A 17,205-nucleotide genomic window follows, 5' to 3' on the forward strand; every position below is an offset into this window, starting at 1 on the left:
GTCGTCCGAGCGCTTAGGAATATACGATCAGCAGCACGATCATCGCGACCGCGACGACGCCGAATACAGCCGAAAAGACCGCGATCGCCTTGCGGTTCGGCTGCTCCTTTTGAACCTGCTTCATCGCCGGAGGCTTCCGTTTTGCAGCGCTCATCGTGTTCATCCCCTTTCCGATCAGCCGGCACCGCCGTCTGTCTTCCTATTGTAATCGCTTGCGCGCCGGACGGGCAATAGCCCCTGTTCGGGAAAGCGTAAGTTGCCGGCTGCAAGCGCTCGCTTTCGCAGCCGCTCTTTCCTTTTGAGGCGGAACGCGATAAACTGAAGGGCAGAGCATTTTCTGTAGGAACGGGAGTGAAGGGGTTGCTGTATCAATCTTTTCTGAAGCCGGTGTTCTTCCGCATGGACCCGGAAAAAGCCCATCATCTGGTCATCGACGGGCTGCATCAAGCATCACGCGTGCCGGGCATGGCCGCGATGCTGGAGAGCTTGTACGGCGTGCCTGAGCAGCCCGAGCTGCGCATGGAGCTGTTCGGCCTGGACTTCCGCCATCCGGTCGGCCTCGCCGCCGGACTGGACAAGAACGCGAAGTCCGTCGCCGGATTCTCCAGCATCGGATTCGGCTTCATGGAGGTAGGCACGGTGACGCCGCTCGCCCAGCCGGGCAACGAGCTGCCGAGGCTGTTCCGGCTCCCCTCCGACGAGGCGCTGATCAACCGGATGGGCTTCAACAATGACGGGGCGGACGCGATGGCCGGACGGCTCGCGGCGCTGGGGCGGCGGACGGTGCCCGTCTGGGTCAATATCGGCAAGAACAAGACGACGCCGAACGAGCTCGCCCACGAAGACTACATAACCTGCATCCGCAAGCTGCATGAGCATGCCGACCTGTTCGTCGTCAACATCAGCTCGCCCAATACGCCGGATCTGCGCGCGCTGCAGCACGGCGACGAGCTGCGCACGCTGCTCGCGGCGGTCACGTCGGAGATCGCCTCCCAGGCGTCCCGATCCGGCTCGCGGCCGAAGCCGGTGCTCGTCAAGATCGCCCCGGACATGACCGGCGACCAGCTCGCGCTGACGGCGGAGACGATCGCGGCGAGCGGCGTCAGTGGCATCATCGCCACCAATACGACGCTGAGCCGCGACGGGCTCGGCCATGCGAGCCGGAGCGAGGCCGGCGGCCTCAGCGGCAAGCCGCTGCGGGAGCGCTCGACGGAGGTCGTCTCCGAGCTCTACCGGATGACCGGCGGCAGGCTGCCGATCGTCGGCTCGGGGGGCATCTTCACGGCGGAGGATGCGTACGCCAAGATCAAGGCCGGAGCGTCGCTCGTGGAGATCTACACCTCCATGATCTATCGCGGTCCTGGCATCGTCAAGGACATCGCGGCTGGACTCGGCGCGCTGCTGCGCCGGGACGGCTATCGCTCGATCAAGGAGGCTATCGGCGCCGATCATCAATGACAGACAGGAGGCGGACGGATGGACGGCCGGGATTGGAATCTTTTTTTGCAGCCTTATGAACAGGCAGTCGAGGAAATGAAGGTCAAATTCAAAACGCTCCGTTCGGAATTGAAGGCCCGGGAGTCCTACGCTCCCATCGAATTCGTCACCGGCAGGGTGAAGAAGATCTCCAGCATCCTCGACAAGGCGCGCAGGCTGAACGTGCCGATGGAGCAGCTGGAGACCGGCATCGAGGACATCGCCGGCATCCGCATCATGTGCCAGTTCGTCGACGACATCACGCGGGTCGCCGCGATCGTCCGCTCGAGGCAGGATCTCAAGCTCGTCTACGAGAAGGACTACGTGACGAACTACAAGGACAGCGGCTATCGCAGCTATCATATGATCGTGGAATATCCCGTGCAGACGGCGCTCGGATTCAAGAAGGTGCTGGCGGAGATCCAGATCCGCACGCTGGCGATGAATTTCTGGGCGACGATCGAGCACTCTCTAAATTACAAGTTCAAGGAGAGCCTGCCCGATGACGTGAAGCTGCGCCTGCGCAAGGCGGCGGAGGCGGCGTTCAACCTCGACAACGAGATGTCGAGCATCCGCAGCGAGATTCTTGATGCGCAGATCGGCTTCGAGGAAGGCTCGAATATCGTCAACAAGGTGCTGAGCGACATCCAGGACCTGTATTTCTACCGCAAGGTGCGGGAGGCGGTCCAGTTCCAGCTCAAGTTCAACGAGCTGTGGGAGCAGGGCGACACGTTCGGCCTCAAGCAGCTGTCGGGCGAGATCCAGTCGTCGCTGCACAAGGCGCGCAAAAGCCCGCCGCAGGCCGACGAGCTCGAATAAGCCGCGCCGATCGCGCGGCCTGCAAGAAAAAGATCGCTGGCGGAGCCGCACGAGGCTCCGCTTTCTTTTGGCGGGAAACGAGAAGAAGGAGGGGGCGCCATGAGCCGAAGAATCAGGCTGGACAAGCTGCTGTCGAGCATGGGGCATGGATCGCGGGCCGAGATCAAGCGGATCGTCAAGGCCGGCCGGGTCGCCGTCGACGGACGGACCGAGAAGGACAGCGGCAGGGTCCTCGATCCGGAGCAGGAGAAGGTGGAGCTGGACGGGCAGGCGGTCCTGTTCCGCGACAAGATCTATCTGATGCTGCACAAGCCGCCAGGCGTCATCTCGGCGACGGAGGACGGGCGCGAGCGCACGGTGATCGACCTGCTCGCGCCGGAGGATCGGGTGCTGGAGCCGTTCCCGGTCGGCCGTCTGGACAAGGATACGGTCGGGCTGCTGCTGCTTACGAACGACGGCCAGCTCGCTCATGAGCTGCTCGCCCCGCGCAAGCATGTGCCCAAGACGTACGAGGCGCTCGTCCGTTCGGCCGAGCCGGTCGGAGAGCGCGAGGCGGAGCTGTTTCGCAGCGGGATCGAGCTGGACGACGGCTATGTGACGATGCCGGCCGAGCTGGAGACGCTCGGCTGCAAGGAAGCGGGCGCGGACGATCCCGGAGAGGAGACGGACGGCGGCGCGCTGTCGTCCGTCCGGCTGACGATCCGCGAGGGCAAGTTCCATCAGGTGAAGCGCATGTTCCAGGCCGCGGGGGGCCGGGTCGTCCATCTCAAGCGGGTCTCGATGGGACCGCTCGTCCTCGACGATCGGCTGCCGATCGGGACGTACCGGGAGCTGACCGAGGCGGAGCTCGCCTCGCTGCAGCCGGACGCGCTGAAGGCGTATCGGGAGAACCTGCGGTAAAAAACAGCTATAGCCAAGTTGTTTCTTGCCGAAGCCTGGCAAGGTATGGCTTAATATAGATGTCGGGCCGACACATCCTCTACTGGAAGGAGGCTGATAGAAATGGATCAGGCATACGAGGTGGTCTCCGCCTAACGGCGGAGACCCGTGCCAGAAGGGAGGCCGATGGCCTCCCTTCGTTTTTTTTTCTGTCCAGCAGGAAATCTGTCGTTCGCAAACGAATACAATTGGAATGGCGATATCGCCACCCCCCATCGCAGGGGCAAATCTCGAAAGGAGGAAGCACAAAATGAACAATCAAATCGTTCGTGTTGCTGCAAATGCAAAAGGCATTGTTGCCGAAAGCCGCCGTCTGGTCGTAAAGGGTCATGCAATCGAGGAGGTAGGAAACCTTGAACTACAAAAATGGAAAAGACGTGCTTCCCCCTAGCCTGCTGAAAGAGCTGCAGAAATACATCAACGGGGAATTGATCTACATCCCGAAGCAGCAGGAGCGCCGCGCCGCATGGGGCGAGCTGAGCGGATCGCGCAAGCTCATCCAGCGCCGCAACGAAGACATCTATCGCTGCTACCTGAAGGGATTGTCGCTGGCTGATCTGGAGCAGAAGTTCCACCTCTCCATCGAAAGCCTGCGCAAGATTGTCGTCAAAATGCGCGCTGCAGGCGTCCGCCTGGAGACAGCCGCCGGAGCGCCTGCCATCCGCCACGAAGGCAGCGGCGTCCACTCCTGATGCGCCCGCCGGCACGGCGGCTCGCGGAGCAGCGCACCGAACTCAAGCTTAACCGCAAAGAACCCGCCTTTCCCGGAGAAAGGCGGGTTCTTTGCGTCTATGCGAGCCTACAGCAGGAAAACTTGGGAAACGATAACGAGCAGAATGAACAGCACGAGGATCGTGGCTGTGCTGGTGTAGCCTCCACCAAAGCCTGCGACGGACATGTGATTCCCTCCTCTGGCCAAGCGGCAGCCTTCGAGCTGCTTTGTACTCCAGTCTATGCCCGCCCGCCTGATTGGTCCGGGGCAAGTGCCCGGATATCCGGAAAATAGGCTTGGCACAGAGGAAGGGCCGTTACCGTCCGCGCCGTCCCTGACCGCCGCCGGAGCGGCTTCCCGGAGACGGCTTGCCGCTGCGTCCGCCCGGCTTGGCGCCCGGACGAGGCGAGGCGGAGCGTCCGCCGCCGGAAGCGGGCTTGGAGGCGCGGGAGAAGCCAGCGGAGCGCGAGCCGCCTGGAGCGGGCTTGCCGCTGCGCGCGCCGCCAGCCGAGCGGGCGGAGGATCCACGTCCTGCGGCAGCGGTGGCGCCGCGGGCGCTGCCGCCGCTGCGTGCGCCGCCGCGCGGCTCGTCGCTCCAGCTCGCGACGCGAGCTTCCGGCCTAGCGCCGGCAGCGCCGCCGCGTGCGGAGGCGCTGCGCGCCGGGCCGCGAGCTTCGTCGCGGCGGTCGGAGCCGCCCGGGCGGGAGGAGCTGCCGCGGCCGAATCCGGCCGCGCCGCCTTTGCGGCCAGCGCCGGCAGGACGGGAGCCGCCGGAACGCGCGCCGCCGCGGGACGAGGCCTCGCCCGTCCGCCGCGGGCGGGCTTCCGCAGGCTCGTCCTGTGCTGCAGCCGCGCCTTGGCCGACGCCGTATTTGGAGCCGGGCACATGCTTCAGCTTGGCGCGGATCTTCTGCTCGATCGTCTCGAGGCTCGTGCGGTCGCGCGGCGTCGCGAACGTGATCGCGATGCCGGACTCGCCGGCGCGGCCGGTGCGGCCGATGCGGTGGATATACGTATCGCCGTCGGACGGAGCGTCATAGTTGAACACATGCGTGACGCCCTCGACGTCGAGGCCGCGCGCGGCGACGTCGGTCGCGACGAGCACCTGCAGCTTGGCGTTGCGGAACCGCTTCATGACCGTCTCGCGCTTGGCCTGCGTCAGATCGCCGTGCAGCTCGTCCGCCGGGACGCCGGCTTCCTGCAGCGCTTCGGTCAGCTTCTTGGCGCGCAGCTTGGTGCGGCAGAAGACGACGGCCAGGTAAGGGTTCTCCGCGTCGAGCAGCGCCAGCAGCAGCGGCTGCTTGTTCCGGTCCGTCGTGTCGACGACCCGCTGCTCGATCGCGTCGAGCGTGACGGCCGCGCTGCGGATGCGGATGTCTTCCGGGTCGTCCATGTAGCGGGCGGCGAGCTGCTTGACCGGACCCGGCATCGTGGCCGAGAACAGCATCGTCTGGCGCTTGAGCGAGCATTGGTCGATGATCGCCTGAACCTCTTGCAGGAAGCCCATATGCAGCATCTGATCGGCCTCGTCCAGCACGAGCATGCGGATCGAGCTCAGCGTCACGGTCTCGCGGCGCAGATGGTCGAGCAGGCGGCCGGGCGTCGCGATGACGACATGAGGCGGATTTTTCAGCTTGCGGATCTGCGACTCGACGTCCTGGCCGCCATAGGCGGCAAGCACGGATACGCCGAGCGCGGGCGCGAGCTTGGCCAGCTCGCCGCTGATCTGGATCGCCAGCTCGCGTGTCGGCGTCAGGATGAGCGCTTGGGTATAGCTTTTATTGGAATGGATGCCCTCCAGGATCGGAAGCGCGAACGCCAGCGTCTTGCCGGTGCCCGTCTGCGCCTGCACGATGGCGTCCTTACCCTTGAGAAGCACGGGAATGGCCGTCTCCTGGACCGGAGTCGGATCCAGGATGCCCTCCTGGTGAAGAAGGCCGACAAGCTCCTCCCGGATGCCGAGGGCGTTAAAAGGGGATGACATAAGTTGAGATTCCTCATTTCTGGATAAGTGCAGCGCGGCAGAAGAACCGGCGTCTGCTTATTCCTTCAGTATAACACGCCGCCGCGGCGGGATGCACATGGCAAAAGAGCCGAACGGACGGATTTTGCCAAGCGGAGGACGTCTGTGATACTCTTTGTCGCATGAGACCCGGCCGGAAGGCGGGGAACCGAATAGGCAAGGACAAGGGAGAGAAGGCATATGGCCATTCAAAAACGAATCGACATCCGCGCGGGACTGACCGTCGACATCGTGCTCAAGCAGGATCAGCGATCCGGCAAGCTGACGCGCGGCATCGTCAAGGACATCCTCACGAGCTCGCCGACGCATCCGCACGGCATCAAGGTCCGGCTGCAGGACGGACAGGTCGGCCGCGTCAAGGCCATCGTAGCCTACACCGGGGAGCTGTAGCGGGCGGATGGCCTTCGGCATCGGCAGAGGAGAGCTGCTCGCCTGGAAGCAGGCGGTCGCCCGCGGCGACATCGCGCTGCTGACGCATTTCTGGATGGACGAGCGCTTCCCGGGCATGACCAGCGTCACCAAGGTCGGCTGCAGCGACCTCGGCAAGCTGGAGCGGTGGTGCCGGAGCCATGGCTTCGAGCCGCGCTACATCCACCGCCGCAGCGAATACCCGCATCTGGACCTGTTCGGCGTCCATCAGGAGCGGATCTTGACGGAAATGGGCTTGACGGAGCAGCTGAGCCGGTTCAAAATCGGCCGCTCGGGGTAAACTTGTGCAGTCGCCGACCTCGTCCGGACCGGTCTCGGAATCGGACTTGCGGGCGAGCGAAACTTGACGATTGCCTTGATTTCCCTTTTAAGTTACAATAGAAAAGTAGGTAACTTAATTCGTGGATAATTCAACTCAATGGAGGGATTCCGATGTCTTCGCAAGCATTCCTGGACGCCATCAAAAACCGCCGTTCCCTGTACGCTATCAGCAAAGAGAAAGTCGTGCCGGTCGACAAGGTGCAGTCGATCATCGAGGAAGCCGTCAAGCATACGCCGTCGGCGTTCAACTCGCAAAGCGCACGCGTCGTCGTCCTGTTCGACGAGCAGTCGGACAAGCTCTGGGACTTCACGCTCGAGACGCTGCGCGTCGTGACGGGCGGCGGCGAGGGCTTCAGCTCCACCGAGGAGAAGATGGCCGGGTTCAAGGCCGGCTACGGCACGGTGCTGTTCTTCGAGGACGAGCATGTCGTGCGCAGCCTGCAGGAGCAGTTCGTCGCTTATCAGGACAACTTCCCGAAATGGAGCGCTCATTCCAACGGCATGCTGCAGCTCGTCATCTGGACGGCGCTGGAGGCGGAGGGCCTCGGCGCGACGCTGCAGCACTACAATCCGCTCATCGACGAGCAGGTGCAAAAGGAGTTCAACGTGCCGGAGAGCTGGAAGCTGATCGCTCAGATGCCGTTCGGCAAGCCGGTCGCTCCAGCCGGCGAAAAGCAGTTCTCGCCGATCGAGGAGCGCGTCAAAGTATTCAAATAAGCCTTTGATCGACCCCGGCCAGCCGCGCTCATGAGCGCGGCTGGCCTTTTTGCGCATCTCGTATCATCCGCGCCGTCCGATTGGTATAATACGGACATAGCAGCCGGAAGCGTGTCCGGCGCGATCATCGAGAACGACGACAAGCCAGAAACTCAGGAAAGAGGACTGAACCGGACATGACGCAAGGTTTCATCTGGATTGCCGCCGCTGCCGGCGCGCTCGCCGCGCTGCTGATCGCGGCCAGCATTTATTTCTACCGCATGGCGATCCATCGTTCGCCGAAGACGTATCTGGAGGGCGACCCCGATCTGCCGCAGCTGCCGGAGCCGAAGGCCGGGGAAGGCAGCGCCGCCGACCATCAGGCATGGCTGCGCGGGCGCGCGCCGGAGGAGGCCGAGCTGCTCTCGCCGGACGGCCTGAAGCTGCGCGCTTACTGGCTGCCGGCGCCGGGCGGAAGCGCGCGGACGGCGATTCTCGCGCATGGCTATTCCGGCGAGGCCAAGCAGATGGCGGGCTTCGCCCGCTTTTACGCCGAGCAGCTCGGCTGGAACGTGCTGCTGCCGGACGCGCGCGGACATGGCCGCAGCGGCGGCGGCTACATCGGTTTCGGCTGGCCGGAGCGCAAGGATTACCTGGGATGGATCGACTGGGCGCTCGCCCGTACCGGCAGCGACGCGGAGATCGTGCTGCACGGCATCTCGATGGGCGGAGCGACCGTCTGCATGACGGCGGGCGAGGCGCTGCCGCCGCAGGTGAAGGCAATCGTCGCCGACTGCCCGTACACGTCGGTCAAGGACGAGCTGACGTTCCAGCTGAAGCGCATGTACAAGCTGCCGCCGTTCCCGTTCCTGCCGCTGACGAGCGCGCTGACCAAGCTGCTGGCCGGCTACTCGTTCGGCGAGGCGTCCGCGCTGGAGCAGGTGCGCCGCGCCGGCGTGCCGATGCTGTTCATCCACGGCGGCGCGGACACGTTCGTGCCGACCTGGATGGGCGTCAAGCTGCACGAGGCCTGCCCGCAGCCCAAGGAGCTGCTCGTCGTGCCGGGCGCGGAGCATGGCGCGGCGCGGCAAAAAGCGCCGGAGCAGTACGACGCGGCGGTGCGGGCGTTTCTGGAGCGGTGGCTCGCTCCGGATCCGCTTTTGTCGATTACGGCCATGGAGCCCGTCAGAGGTGACTTGTTATGTACAACCTGATGATCGTGGATGACGAGCTGCTGATGCGGATCGGCATCCGGAACATGATTCAGTGGGAAGAGCACGGCTTCCGCATCGTCGGCGAAGCCGCCAACGGCAAGGAGGGGCTGGAGGTCGCCTTGGCGGCTTCGCCGGATCTGATCATCACCGACATTAAAATGCCGGTCATGGACGGTCTTCAATTCATCCGGGAAGTATCGAAGCAGCGAAAGAAATGCCAGTTTATCGTGCTCAGCAATCTCGATGAGCTTCAATACGTCAAGGAAGCGCTCAAGCTGCATGTGGCCGATTATTTGATCAAAAGCGAGCTTACTTCTGCCGCGCTCATGGAGCTGCTCGCCTCCATCCGCGAGCAGCTTCAGCTTGAATCCGGACAACCGGCGAGCGCCGACCATCCGTACGACGACTCCAGCAGCATCAGCCATAAGAAGGCCGAGTTTTTCAAGGATCTCATCAGCGGCTTCATGACCGAAAGCGAAGCCGATGCGCGGGCGGAGGACCTGCACATTCGCGTCAAGCCGGCGGATCTGATCGCGCTGACGTTGAAAGTGAATCATTTCGAAGCGATAAAAAGGAAGTACGTCGAGAAAGACGAAAAGCTGCTTCGATTTTCAATCCTGAACATTCTAGAGGAAATCATCCCGTCCAAATGGGAAAAAGAAATCGTCGTCCTGAGCTCCTCGGAATATTTGATCGTCGTCAACAAGCTGGAGGGAAGCTCGTCGGCACGTCCGGACATCGAAAAGCTGTGCGCGAAAATAATCGCTTCTCTGAAGGATTTCACCAACCTGAGCGTGTCGGTCGGGGCGAGCGCGCCGGCGAGCGGCTTCAGCTCCGTCAAATCGGCGTACAAGCAGGCGGAACAAGCGCTCGGCGCTCGCTTTTTCGCCTCTGGACCGGCGACCTTCTTTTATGACGATAAGGCGGAGGAGCCGCCGCGCAAAGCAGCGAACCCCAAAATCAGCTCGGAGGAAGAGCAGCTGTTCTTCGCCATGCTGAGCTCCGCGGACAAGGAGCAGGCCGGTCGGTTTTTTGCCGGCCTCCGCTCGAAGCTGGAACAGCAGCGGCTCGACGAGAGCAGCATCCGGCTGTTCTACATCCTGCTGCTGGAGAAGATGAATGCCTATTTGTCGCTGGCCGGCAAAAGACCGTTGAGCTCCTTCAACGGGCTGTCGCCTTATGAAAACGTTCTAAAAGGGGACAGCTGGGAAGACGTCCATCACGGACTGCTGGACTATGTGTCCTGCTGCTTCGACCAGGAGGGCCGTGTTGTCGAGGAAAGCACGTATACGGGGATGGCTGTCGACCTGATCCATACCTATTTCGCGGAAGCGATCTCCCTTCAAAGCGTAGCCAGCCAAATCAATGTCAGCCCCTCTTATTTGAGCCGGATCTTCAAGCAGGAAAAAGGGGTCAATTTCGTCTCCTACCTGACCGAGGTGCGCTTGGAGAAGGCGAAAATCTATTTGCGGAGCGGAAAGCTGAAGGTATACGCCGTCGCCGAGATGGTAGGCTACCCGAACTACACGTATTTCAGCAAAATATTCAAAAAGCATGTCGGCGTCACGCCGGAGGAATATCGGGAACAAATCCATTGAATTCGAGCCGATAGAGGTGCAGCATGCGGAGAAGCCGGCCTGTCTCGATCAAAACGAAAATCATCCTGATCTGCATGGTCGTCATCGTCTTGCCGATCACCGTCATGACGATCAGCTCCTACCGCTCCTCCGAGCGGCTGCTGGAGCGGAATTATAAGCGGATCATGGAGGACTTGGGCTATCAGACGAGCATTCGCATCGACGACTTCTTGAAAAAGATCGAAAAAATATCGCTGCTGGCCAGCACCGGGCTCAGCGGCAGCCAGTCTGCGACCGGAGACGGAAGCGATCCGGTGCAGGATTTTTTGCGAGAGGGCGGCGAGCCGAACACGACGCTCGCTTACAACAATCTGATGACCTACATCATGATGGAGGATCGCGTTTTTTCGATCTACCTGTACAACTTGAACGGCGGGCCGGATCTGATCGTAAGCCCGAACAGCCCGGTCCATGAGGCGTACAACGTGGAGACCGAGCTGTGGTACAAAAAATTCATGCATGACAAGGAGCGGACGATCACGCTGACGACTCGCGTCGACGAGCAGATCGAAACGAAGCCGCTGGCCGTCTCCCATGCCCGAAAAATATACGATTCGTCTTCGGGAGCGCTTCTTGGAGTCATCGTCGTAAGCATCGACATTAAATTCGTGGAAAATGTGAACCGCAATCTGCAAGATACGTTTCGTTCCAACTATATGATCGTGGACAGCGAGGACAAAATCGTCTACAGCCGGAACGAGTCGCTGATCGGCACCTTGTTCCGGGCGAACGTCCGCCCCGACGAAAAGAGAAATATCGTCGTGACCAATCGGCTGGGCCAAAAAGATTGGATGACGTATTTATACATGCCGAAGAGCGAGCTGACGAATGAAGGAAGGCTGCTGGGGCGCAATCTGCTCCTGCTGGCGGTCGTCATGGTTTTGTTCGCGGCCATCGTGTCGAGCTTTCTTTCCTCCGTCATTGCCCGGCCGATGAAAAAGCTGATGAACAACATCGTGCTCGTGGAGAAGGGGCATTTCGAACGGGTGCAGCAGATCAACGCGCGGGACGAGTTCGGGCAGCTCTCCCAGCGGTTCAACAAGATGGCCGATGAGCTGAAAAGGCTCGTCGGAAAAATCCAGCAGGATGAGATCGAAAAAGCGAAGACGGAAATCCGGGCGCTTCACTCTCAGATCAATCCCCATTTTTTGTACAATACGCTCGGCTCGTTGAAATGGATCGCGGCGATGCAGCAGTCCGACAAGATCGTCGACATGACCGAAGCGCTGATCTCCATGCTCCGGTATGCCTCGCGGCTCGAAAGCCCGCTCGTGACGATCCGCGAAGAGCTCGACAATGTGGACAATTACATTACGATTCAAAACGTACGCTATTATGACTCCATCCAGATCCGCCGGGAAATCGAAGAGCCTCTGCTGGACTACCGGATTCCGAAAATGATCCTGCAGCCGATCATTGAAAATGCGATCTTTCACGGCTTCGCGGAATTGGAGGAGGAAGGCTGCATCACCATCCGCATCTACTCGATCCAGGCCGATGTCGCCATCGAGATTCACGACAACGGAGCGGGGATGGAGGAGGAGACGGTGCGGTGCTTGCTGGAGAGCTGGAGAACCGGGACGGAGGCCGAAGCGCGGGGGATCGGGCTGTTCAACGTGCAGCGCCGCATCAAGCTTCATTTCGGCGAGCGTTACGGCATCGGAGTGGCAAGCAGCCCCGGGGAAGGGACGACGTTTACGTTCCTGCTTCCCGGTATTTCCTGAACGATCAAAAAACGGCGCTTCCTATGCGGAAGCGCCGTTTTTGCCCAGCGGTCAGCCTTTTACGCTGCCGAGAACGAGGCCTTTCGTGAAATATTTCTGCAGGAAAGGGTAGACGAGCAAAATCGGAATGGCGCCCAGGAACATCTGGGCAGCGCGGCCTGTCCTGGCATTCATCATCGACAGCAGCTTCGTGTAATCGGAGCCCGACTTGAGCATAAGCTGCTCGAAGCTCATCAATAACGTCTGCAAATAGCTCTGCAAAGGATAGTTGGCCGGGTTTTTCATATAGATGATGCCGTCGAACCATGAATTCCAGTGGCCGACGATGCTGAACAGGCCGACCGTGGCCAGCGCGGGCTTCAGCAAGGGGAGCAGGACGCGGATCAAGATCTGCATCGGACTCGCCCCGTCGATGATGGCGGACTCTTCGATCTCTTCCGGCAAGCCGCGGATGAAGTTCATGAGGATGATCATGCTGAATACGGGGAGCGCCCCGGGCAGGATCAACGACCAGATCGAATCGATCAAGCCGGTTTTGACGACGATGAGGTAGGTGGGAATCAAGCCTCCGTTAAACAGCATCGTGACGATGAAGAAGGTCATGTACCAGTTGCGGCCCGCGAGCTTGCCCGATGACTTGGATAGCGGATAAGCCGTCAAGACGATGAGCAGGAGGTTGACGATCGTCCCCAGGACGACCCTTTGCACGGATACCCATAAAGAAGAGAGGAACTTTCCGCCGGTCATCGCGAACTCGTACGCTTTGGTCGTGAAGTCCACCGGCCAGAACACGACGTCTCCTGCCGACACGGCGGCGCTGCCGCTGAACGATACGGCCAGCAGGTTGACGAACGGCAAGATGCAAAGCAGCGATGTGGCGATCAAGATGACATAGTTGGCGGCTACAAACAAATATCTCCCGACGCTTCGGTCCTGAATCATCCGGATCCCCCCTTAGAAGATTCTATAGTTGGCGACTTTATAGGCAAGCACATAGGATACGCCGACGAGGATGCAGGAAATGACCGACTTGAACAATCCGACCGCCGTGCTGATCGAGTATTGGGCCTGCTGGATGCCGAGGCGGTATACATACGTATCGATGATGTCGCCCGTCTGGTACACGACCGGCGAGTACAGATTGTAGATCTGATCAAAGCCGGCGTTCAGCACGTTTCCGAGCGACAGCACGGACATCAGCACGATCGTCGGCATAAGCAGCGGCAGCGTAATATAAATCGTCTGCTTCCAGCGTTTTGCGCCATCGATGACGGCAGCCTCGTACAAGCCGGGGTCGATGCCCGACAACGCGGCCAAATAAACGACCGTTCCAAAGCCGAAGCCTTTCCATATATCGCTCACGATCATCGTCCAGGGGAAGAGGGACGGATTGCCGAGGAAATTGACGGCGGGAATTCCGAGCAAGCTCAGAAAATGGTTGATGATGCCGTCGGAGCTGAGGATGTCGAGCAGGATGCCGGCCATGATGACCCACGACAGGAAGTTCGGAATATAAACGAGCGTCTGGAACGTCCGTTTGACGAGTCCGTGCGCCACCTCGTTCAGCAGCAGGGCGAAAACGACGGGGACGACGATGCCGCCGATGATTTTGAAGGCCGACATATAGAGCGTGTTCCATATCGTTCGGACGAAGTTAGGCTGCTGGAAGACATGATTGAAGTTGTCCCAACCGACCCACGGAGATTGGAAGCCGAGTCCGGGATTATACTTTTGAAACGCAATGACCAGGCCGTAAAAAGGAATGTAGCTGAAAATGAAGACGAGGATGAGGCTCGGAAGCAGCATGAGATGCAGCGCGCGCTGCTGCTTTAATTTCGTCAGCATGGATGGTCGCCTCGTTTCTTGACTTGGATAGGTGGAAAAGGGGCTGCGGAAATCCGCATCCCCTCTACAGAAAGAGTCACTTGTTTCCGTAAGCTTCGTTTACGGCCTGAGTAGCCGCATCTCCGCCTGCAGTCTTCCAATTTTGCACGACCGTATCGAAATAATCGATGCTTTCGGAGCCCATGATGATTTTGGTGAAGCCTTCCGTCAAAATATCATCGAGAGTCGTTCCGTACGCTGCAAGCGCCTCTGGAGTCGCTCCCCACAGCTCGGTTTTGATATAGTTGCCGCTGTCATAGATTTTTTTGGCCAGGCTGAACGCCGACTTCGGCGCTCCTTGCTGCAGGTAGTCGCCTACGGCGCTAGGAGTCGCATTCTCTTTGAATTCAATGCTGTTTTTATATTTCTGCCACATGCCCGAGGAGGTGAGGCCGCTGGAGTCGCCGGATTCCAGCGCTGCCGAAACGGCTTCGTACTGCTCGTAGTCGGAGGTCGGATTGAGCACCCGGAAGGCGCCTACGACATGCGCCATATCGTTGTCGAGCAGGCCGGACAGCGTTTCCTTCGACTCTTTTTCCAATCCTTCATCGACGATGTAGGCGTAATCGTTGAGCAGCTTGACGGCCGCTTCAGGATGCTTGAACGACTTTTTGGCGACGATATAGCTGCCGTTGGCAAAGGAGATGGATTGCTTCGCTTCCTCGCCGTTCGCCGTGCGCAGCAGGTAAGGATAGAAGATGGCTTCCTTGCCCAGATTCGTAATCGTATCGACGCCGGGATTGTAGCCCCACCATTGATAGTAAGGCTGCAGGCCTACTTTGCCGGCGACGACGTCCGCGTTCATCGCGCTGAAGTCCTTGATGGCGAACTCCGGATCGATGATGCCTTGCTTGTACCATTCCGCCCATGCCTGGAGCGCGTCCTTCATTTCCGGCTGGATGGAGCCGTACACGATGGAGCCGCTGCTGTCCTTGATCCAGATGTCGGGATGGGCGTTCCAGCTCACGGCAAGCACATTGAGGTAATCCAGCGTCTGGTCGACGGCCATGCCGTAGCCGCCGTGCTTTTCCATGAAGGCAAGCGCGATGTTCTTGATGTCTTCGGGGCTTTGCGGATCTTTAAGTCCCAGCTCTTCTTTCCAATCGTTGCGGATCCAGATGTAGTCGGATTGATCGATCAATCCCCAGTGCAGCTGCGGGATGCCGTACAGCTTGCCGTCCTTCATCCCCGATTCATAGCTGTCTGTATCCGCTTTCATGTAATCCTTCAAGCGGCTGGAAGCGTACTTGTCGAACACCTCCGTCAAGTCCATGATCATGTCGGCTTCAATGAGCTGCTGCAGCTGGGAGGCGTTGACCTTGAACACGTCGGGAAGGTCGTTGGAGGTGATCGCCAGGTTCAGCTTGGTGTCGTATTCATCGCTTACCCAATCCGTCACGACTTTGATGTTGTATTTTTCTTGGTAGCGCCGGATCCATACATTGTTGGTAATGTCGTCGCCCTGCGGATATTTGGCCGAAGGATATTCCGAAGTGACCGTATGGATCGTCACCGGCTCCTTGTAGGCGCTGAAGGCAGGGTCGGAAGGATTTGCTTCCAGAGCGTCCGCGGCCTCATTGCCGGTCGAAGCGCTGCCGGCGCCGTTGCTTGCGCTCGGAGCGTTGCTGCAAGCCGTCGGCAAAGCCAGCATCATGCAAAGAGACAACAACAGAGCGATTTTCTTCTTTGACATTCAATTTCCCCCCATACTGGTCTGACGGAACAATCCGCCAGTTCATTGTAAATCGGGGGAGAACGCAAGCCTATGAAGATAATTGTCCAATCGCATTTCCTTTTTTGCGGTATTTGGCTGGGGGTGAAGGCCGGAAGGAGAAAGATTTGTCGGCGGATGGTACTTTTTTGTCCGCTGGCCCGGACAGGGCGGGGGCAAGCAGGCTGAGGGTTGCGGGGAGCGGCCTTGCGGCGAAGCGGCGACATAGAAGCAAGGGGGAAGCGCAGCGGCAAGCATGGCGAGCATGGCTGCAGGCCGAAGAAGGAGCCGCTGCGCTTTTTTTCATTCCTGCGTGAAAAACTTCGGCAAATACGCCCGGTTCGCCTCCAGCATCTCGTCCAGCAGCGCCTGGGCGACGCGGACCGACGGCACGAGCGGATGATGCGCCAGCGCCTGCAGCGCGATGCTGCGGTCGCCGCTGACGGCGGCTTCGATCGCGAGCGACTCGTACGTCTTGACGGCCTGGATGAGGCCGACGCACGGGGCCGGCACGGCCGTCAGCTGCAGCGGGATCGGGCCGCCGCTCGTGACGACGCAGTTGACCTCGATGCAGGCGTCGTCCGGCAGGAACGGCAGGATGCCGTTGTTCGGCACGTTCAGCGTCTGCACGTCTCCGGTGCCGCCATAGAGCGAGCGCATCAGGTTGACTGCCGCCTCGGAATAGTAGGCGCCGCCGCGCTGCTCCAGCTGCTTCGGCTTCTCCTTCAGCTCCGGATCCTGGTACAGCTCGAACAGCTCCTTCTCGACGCGCTTGACGACCTCGGCGCGGTTGCCGTCCTTCTCGAACGCGGCTTTCTGCTCGGCGAGCATCGTGTCGGTCATGTAGAAGTATTTGAGATAGTAGGAGGGCATCGCGTTCAGGCCGGAGATGAACGCCGGATCCCAGTCGGAGCCGGAGACGTTCTTGGCGGAGAAGCTGTCCTCGCCCCGCACGAGCTCCGGCAGCCGGTCGACGCCGTCGACGGTGACGCGGCTGACCCAGTGCAGATGGTTCAGGCCGACGAACTCGGCGTAGACGCGGTCCGTCGTCGTGCCGTACTTGCCGGCGAGCCATTTGAGCAGGCCGATCGGCGCGTTGCAGAGGCCGATGCTCTTGACCTTGGAGTGCTTGCGGATCGCCTCGGTGACCATGCCGGCCGGGTTGGTGAAGTTGAGCAGCCATGCTTCCGGAGCGAGCTCCTCGATGTCGCGGCAGATGTCGAGCAGCACCGGAATCGTGCGCAGCGCCTTCATCATGCCGCCGGGGCCGGTCGTCTCCTGGCCGATCACGCCGTGCTTGAGCGGGATCGCCTCGTCCAGGCCGCGCGCCTCCAGCATGCCGACGCGCATCTGCGTGCTGACGAAGTCGGCTCCGGCGATCGCCGCGCGGCGGTCCGTCGTCAGATGCACCTCGATCGGCAGCCCGGAGCGGTCGACCATTCGTTTGGCAAGCTCGCCGACGATGTTCAGCTTCCATAGGCCGGGCTCGATGTCGACGAGCCACAGCTCGCGCACGGGCAGCGAGTCATAATAGCGGATGAAGCCTTCGACGAGCTCGGGGGTGTAGGACGATCCGCCGCCGATGACGGCGATCTTGAGGCCTTTTGTTTCGGTCATGGT

18 protein-coding genes are annotated in these 17,205 nt (G+C 60.5%); 11 read left to right on the forward strand and 7 right to left on the reverse strand.

The genetic code is table 11. The features are described 5' to 3' along the window. Positions 1-13: 13 nt before the first annotated feature. Positions 14-154, reverse strand: coding sequence for a hypothetical protein (locus GE073_RS25415; protein WP_153783321.1), 141 nt, complete (start codon positions 152-154; stop codon positions 14-16). 206 nt (positions 155-360) lie between these two features. Between GE073_RS25415 and GE073_RS09320 the strand changes: the two genes are divergently transcribed. The 5 genes from GE073_RS09320 to GE073_RS09340 all read left to right on the forward strand — a co-directional run bounded on the left by GE073_RS09320 (position 361) and on the right by GE073_RS09340 (position 3,926). Beyond that, entirely contained in the window at positions 361-1,458 is a 1,098-nt protein-coding gene (locus tag GE073_RS09320) for a quinone-dependent dihydroorotate dehydrogenase (protein WP_153783322.1), read from the forward strand. Positions 1,459-1,476: 18 nt separating this feature from the next. Next, a complete protein-coding gene (locus tag GE073_RS09325) occupies positions 1,477-2,295 on the forward strand; it encodes a GTP diphosphokinase (protein WP_028599522.1) in 819 nt (272 codons plus the stop codon). 99 nt (positions 2,296-2,394) lie between these two features. Next, entirely contained in the window at positions 2,395-3,195 is an 801-nt protein-coding gene (locus GE073_RS09330; protein ID WP_028599523.1) for a pseudouridine synthase, read from the forward strand. 289 nt (positions 3,196-3,484) lie between these two features. Then, positions 3,485-3,625: a hypothetical protein gene (locus GE073_RS09335; RefSeq protein WP_153783323.1), complete on the forward strand. Its 141-nt coding sequence runs from the start codon at positions 3,485-3,487 to the stop codon at positions 3,623-3,625. Beyond that, positions 3,588-3,926, forward strand: coding sequence for a CD3324 family protein (locus GE073_RS09340; RefSeq protein WP_052333383.1), 339 nt, complete (start codon positions 3,588-3,590; stop codon positions 3,924-3,926). The genes GE073_RS09335 and GE073_RS09340 overlap by 38 nt, the downstream gene beginning before the upstream one ends. Before the next feature lie 107 nt (positions 3,927-4,033). Here GE073_RS09340 and GE073_RS09345 read toward each other — a convergent pair whose 3' ends face one another. Next, positions 4,034-4,132: a YjcZ family sporulation protein gene (locus tag GE073_RS09345; protein WP_127464540.1), complete on the reverse strand. Its 99-nt coding sequence runs from the start codon at positions 4,130-4,132 to the stop codon at positions 4,034-4,036. A gap of 130 nt (positions 4,133-4,262) precedes the next feature. After that, a complete protein-coding gene (locus GE073_RS09350; RefSeq protein ID WP_153783324.1) occupies positions 4,263-5,930 on the reverse strand; it encodes a DEAD/DEAH box helicase in 1,668 nt (555 codons plus the stop codon). A 219-nt stretch (positions 5,931-6,149) separates the two neighbouring features. On the opposite strand from GE073_RS09350, the gene GE073_RS09355 reads away from it, so the two are divergent. From GE073_RS09355 to GE073_RS09380, 6 genes are all read left to right on the forward strand, one after another. After that, the gene (locus tag GE073_RS09355) at positions 6,150-6,359 is read left to right on the forward strand and encodes a YwbE family protein (protein ID WP_153783325.1); all 210 of its coding nucleotides are present in this window, start codon (positions 6,150-6,152) and stop codon (positions 6,357-6,359) included. A gap of 7 nt (positions 6,360-6,366) precedes the next feature. After that, positions 6,367-6,678: a hypothetical protein gene (locus tag GE073_RS09360; protein WP_028599526.1), complete on the forward strand. Its 312-nt coding sequence runs from the start codon at positions 6,367-6,369 to the stop codon at positions 6,676-6,678. A 152-nt stretch (positions 6,679-6,830) separates the two neighbouring features. Continuing rightward, on the forward strand, positions 6,831-7,436 hold the full coding sequence (locus tag GE073_RS09365) for a nitroreductase family protein (protein WP_153783326.1): 606 nt from the start codon (positions 6,831-6,833) through the stop codon (positions 7,434-7,436). Between the two features lie 176 nt (positions 7,437-7,612). Then, positions 7,613-8,629 carry an alpha/beta hydrolase gene (locus tag GE073_RS09370; RefSeq protein ID WP_153783327.1) on the forward strand — a complete coding sequence of 339 codons (1,017 nt, stop codon included), beginning with the start codon at positions 7,613-7,615 and terminating at the stop codon, positions 8,627-8,629. Next, a complete protein-coding gene (locus tag GE073_RS09375; protein ID WP_153783328.1) occupies positions 8,617-10,227 on the forward strand; it encodes a response regulator in 1,611 nt (536 codons plus the stop codon). The genes GE073_RS09370 and GE073_RS09375 overlap by 13 nt, the downstream gene beginning before the upstream one ends. 23 nt (positions 10,228-10,250) lie before the next feature. Further along, positions 10,251-11,990 (forward strand): cache domain-containing sensor histidine kinase, encoded by a 1,740-nt coding sequence (locus GE073_RS09380; protein ID WP_153783329.1) that lies wholly within the window; start codon positions 10,251-10,253, stop codon positions 11,988-11,990. A 51-nt stretch (positions 11,991-12,041) separates the two neighbouring features. Here the strand turns inward: GE073_RS09380 and GE073_RS09385 are convergent, their stop codons facing one another. The 4 genes from GE073_RS09385 to GE073_RS09400 form a co-directional block, all read right to left on the reverse strand. Beyond that, positions 12,042-12,932 (reverse strand): carbohydrate ABC transporter permease, encoded by an 891-nt coding sequence (locus GE073_RS09385; protein ID WP_153783330.1) that lies wholly within the window; start codon positions 12,930-12,932, stop codon positions 12,042-12,044. 12 nt (positions 12,933-12,944) lie between these two features. Further along, complete coding sequence (locus GE073_RS09390; protein WP_028599530.1) at positions 12,945-13,835, reverse strand: ABC transporter permease; 891 nt, start codon at positions 13,833-13,835, stop codon at positions 12,945-12,947. 76 nt (positions 13,836-13,911) lie between these two features. Continuing rightward, entirely contained in the window at positions 13,912-15,567 is a 1,656-nt protein-coding gene (locus tag GE073_RS09395; RefSeq protein ID WP_153783331.1) for an extracellular solute-binding protein, read from the reverse strand. Positions 15,568-15,888: 321 nt separating this feature from the next. Continuing rightward, positions 15,889-17,202: a 6-phospho-beta-glucosidase gene (locus GE073_RS09400; protein ID WP_153783332.1), complete on the reverse strand. Its 1,314-nt coding sequence runs from the start codon at positions 17,200-17,202 to the stop codon at positions 15,889-15,891. Between the last annotated feature and the right edge of the window lie 3 nt (positions 17,203-17,205).

Origin of the sequence: Paenibacillus sp. B01 (assembly GCF_009649995.1) — a bacterium.
Taxonomy (GTDB): Bacteria; Bacillota; Bacilli; order Paenibacillales; family Paenibacillaceae; genus Paenibacillus_O; species Paenibacillus_O pasadenensis.